The organism is Frankia sp. AgKG'84/4, assembly GCF_023242965.2.
Lineage (GTDB): Bacteria > Actinomycetota > Actinomycetes > Frankiales > Frankiaceae > Frankia.
The window spans coordinates 1-3,523 of the sequence record NZ_JALKFU020000555.1 but is presented as its reverse complement, the minus strand read 5'-3'; the positions used below and the strand labels follow the sequence as shown (position 1 = coordinate 3,523).

2 protein-coding genes are annotated in these 3,523 nt (G+C 71.9%); both read right to left on the bottom strand.

The window, feature by feature from the left end:
* Positions 1–1,168, bottom strand: a 1,168-nt coding sequence (locus MXD58_RS23085; protein WP_250609907.1) for an acyltransferase family protein, incomplete at its 3' end; no start/stop codon positions are given.
* Positions 1,169–1,247: 79 nt separating this feature from the next.
* The gene (locus tag MXD58_RS23080) at positions 1,248–2,909 is read right to left on the bottom strand and encodes a glycosyltransferase family 39 protein (RefSeq protein WP_308302030.1); all 1,662 of its coding nucleotides are present in this window, start codon (positions 2,907–2,909) and stop codon (positions 1,248–1,250) included.
* Between the last annotated feature and the right edge of the window lie 614 nt (positions 2,910–3,523).

Here is a 3,523-nt window from a genome sequence, read left to right as displayed (position 1 = left end):
CGGTGCCGGCGCGCGACAGGACGGCCGCGGGTGCCGCGGGTTCGGACCGGCCGCGTCGGCGCCGTGCCACCCAGGCGTCCAGCTGGCGGGCCCAGCCGTGGGAGAGCCGAATGGCGGGCCGCTCGACGAGCCGGTTCGTGATCGTGGCGGCCACGATCGTCAGTCCCAGAACGATGGCGAGGAACGGTCCGTACTGGATCTTCCACAGGGTCCATCCACTGTGTTGGAGGACCAGGTCGATCATCGTCGTGTGCCACAGGTAGATGCCATAGGAGATCGTCCCCAGGAACACCATGGGGCGGCAGGCCAACAGTGGCCGGACGATTCCCCGGTCCTGGCGGCCGAACACCGCCGGCAGGAGGAGGAACAGGGCGAACAGGCCGTAGTACAGGTGCCGGTTCATGTCCTGCAGCCGGTTGGGGACGAAAATCGGCGACAGCGGCAGGTCGGCGTGCTTGGCGGACACCCAGTAGAAGAACGCGGCGAGGGCCCAGCAGGCCGTGCCGGAACCAGGCAGCGACGCCCAGCGGGGCTGGCGGTCGAGTTGGGCGTACCGCGCGGAGAGCACGGCCAGCGCCATCCCGATGGCGAACAGGTCCCACCAGACCGGCAGCCACACGCCCCAGCCACTCAGCAGGCCCGACCTGCGCGGAATGACCAGGTAGTGCACGAGTTTCGAGGCGAGAAAGGTCACCGCGAGCGCGGCGAGCTCCACCCGGACCTGGGACTCGGCCGAACGGCAGCGCCGGCCCATCAGCCACGCGTAGACCGGAACCGCCAGGTAGAAGGCCACTTCGATGTCGAGGGTCCACGCCTGGGTGAGGCCCTGGAGGGCCCAGCCGGCGTGGTAGCCCTGCACGAGCAGGCCGGTCTGGAAGACCCCGGCGATCCCGTGCACGCCGACCCGGTCGTCGCTGACGACATTGAGGGTGACGGCGAGCGCGAGCCAGTAGAGCGGAAAGATCCGCAAGAACCGCCGCACCAGGTATCCGGCCCCGGGCGCGCCGGAGGTGCCGTTCAACCGGGCGGCGACGAACGGTCGGTAGAGCAGAAAACCGGAGATGAGGAAGAACACCGCGACGCCGGCCTCGGCGCGGGCGAAATAGGGACCCACCGGGCTCTGCAGCGTGATCCCCGCGGGAAAGGACGAGTGCACGACGACCACCATGATCGCTGCTATCGCCCGCAGTCCGTCGAATCCAGTGAAGACGACCTTCGGTGGACGGCGGACGGTCGGCTGCCGAGGATCAGGAATCGAAGCGGTGCTGGCGGCCTCTCCGGTGGCGTCGCCGGACGACTGGGACAGCAGGTGATCTGTCACGGAACGGGTGCCCAAAGATACGCAGTGTCCGGCACACGAAAAACGTACCAGCGGCCTCGGGCTTGTCGCATCGCGCCCCCGTTCCTGATAACCACGGCGCAGGGTGGGGACGTTCGATCCCGGTGCCCCGATCAGGCCCCCACGTCGACGCGGGCCCGGGTGCCCGGTCGGGACCGCCGTAGGGTTCACCGGATCCGCCGAGGGCGGGTATGCCCCCCGCGGGTGTTCCGGGGGTGCGCCCGGGCCTCGACCATAGCCATTCCAGGAACGCCGTGACCGCGACGGCCCCCAGCAGGACCAGTGCCGGCTCGGCCGCCGCCCGGAATCGGGTCGTCCCGTAGACCACCAGCGTCGCGATGCTGAGGGTGATCGGCACGGCGACCAGGGGCAGCGTGGTGACCCGGCGGCGGCGCAGCACGACCACGCCGGCGAGTGCCGTCGGCTCCAGCACCCACAACATCACCAGCCCGGCTGTGCTCGGCCCGCGCGGCCGCAGCTCCACCTGGTCGAAACGGAGCTGCTGCCACGGGCGGTAGAACCCCCAGGTGCGGCCGAAGCGCGCCGCCGCCACCACCGGGAGTCGATCGGAATGGGTCCGGAGGTAGCTGACCGCCGCGTCCCGGTAGAACACGTCCCGCTCGGAGCGCTCCAACGGTGGCGTCGGCAGTGCCCGCACGCAGCCGTAGGACCACCAGCCCAGCTGGGGGCCGGCGTAGGTGGTCGGGCAGTGGGTGACCGCGAGCGTCGAGCCGAGGCCACTGGAAAGGTACTCCGGCTCGCGGAAACGCTCCAGGTTGTAGGCGACCCACGGCGCGAGGGCCAGCACGCAGGTCGCCGCGGCGACGGCGAGCAGCCCAGCCCGGCGACGCCAGGGCGCCTGCCGGGCCAGCCCGACCAGCGGCACGACGAGGGTCAGGCCGAGCAGCGCCAGCTCCGCGCGGGCGAGCATCACCGCCGCGAGGGCCAGTCCCAGCCAGGCGGCGTCGGCGACCCGCCGGCCCTCCGCGAACCGGAGCCCGGCCAGGATGAGGCACGAACAGGTCAGGATTCCCGTCGACTCCGACATCACCAGCGGGTCGTTGAGCCACATGCCGGGGTAGACAGCGGCGACGCCAGCGGCCACGAGTCCAGTCACCGGACCGGCCAGCCGCCGCCCGGCGAGACCCACCACGGCGATCGAGCAGACCCCCAGCAGGCAGCAGAAGACCTGATGGGACAGGAAGCCGGTGAAGCCGAGTAGCGAGGGCACCGCGAGCAGCCCGCTGGTCAGCGGCGGGTGCTGCGCGTCGGCGATGTAGCGGCCGGTCTCGCGTAGCTCGTAGGGGTCCGGCCACCCGCGCCCGTCGGCGAACAGGTTCGCCGCCTGGTGGTAGTAATACGAGTCGCCCAGCGGCACCATCGGGTGCAGCCAGTGGAACAGATAGAACATCCGGACGCCGAAACCGAGCAGGCACAGGGCCGCCAGCCACAGGGGCCACCGGGACGGCCGGGCGACCAGCGCCCGGCGCCCGCGACCGCCCGGCGCTCCGGGCATCCCGGGCAGGCCGGGCATCCCGGGCAGGCTGGGCATCCCGGGCAGGCTGGGCATCCCGGGCAGGCCACCCGCACCCCCCGCACGAACCCGCGACCCCACCGTCTGTGGGTACCCCGCCGTGGTCTCCGACACGGGCGGAAGGTACCAACGTGCAGGTACCCGGCACAGAGCCTGTCCCTCAACAAACGCGCAAACCCACCGCGCGTGCACTGGTCCGTGGCGCTGCGATTAGCCTTTCGGCTCGGATGCACCCGACGCGGTCGGGGCACTCCGTGATCCGCACCTGACAGCATGTCGCGACCGTCCGGGCGATCCGGCCGGCCGGCAGACCCGCCCAACGGCACCGGGCGGCCCTCGAAGGTGCTCCGCGACCACTGAGGAGGGACCGGGCTGACCAGCAACGATGCCGACACCGTCCCGCTCGCCTCGGGAGGTCGACCGCACCAGCAGGCCGGGGAACCACAGGCCGACACCACGCCGATCCTCACCCGCGGCGGCGGCGCCCGGCCGGGATCGCCCGGCGAAGCCCGGCGTCGGCCACCCGCGGACCGCCAGCGTCCCCGCCCGGAGGTGGACCCGTACCAGCAGCGTCCGGTCACCCGCGCCGGCCAGCCGACCCGGTACGACCGTCCAGCCACGGCGGACCCTCCTTCCGGCGTCCACCGCTC

Bases quoted from the DNA above. Each gene is read 5' to 3' on its own strand.
- MXD58_RS23080 (WP_308302030.1), bottom strand. From the start codon at position 2,909: ATGCCCAGCCTGCCCGGGATGCCCAGCCTGCCCGGGATGCCCGGCCTG.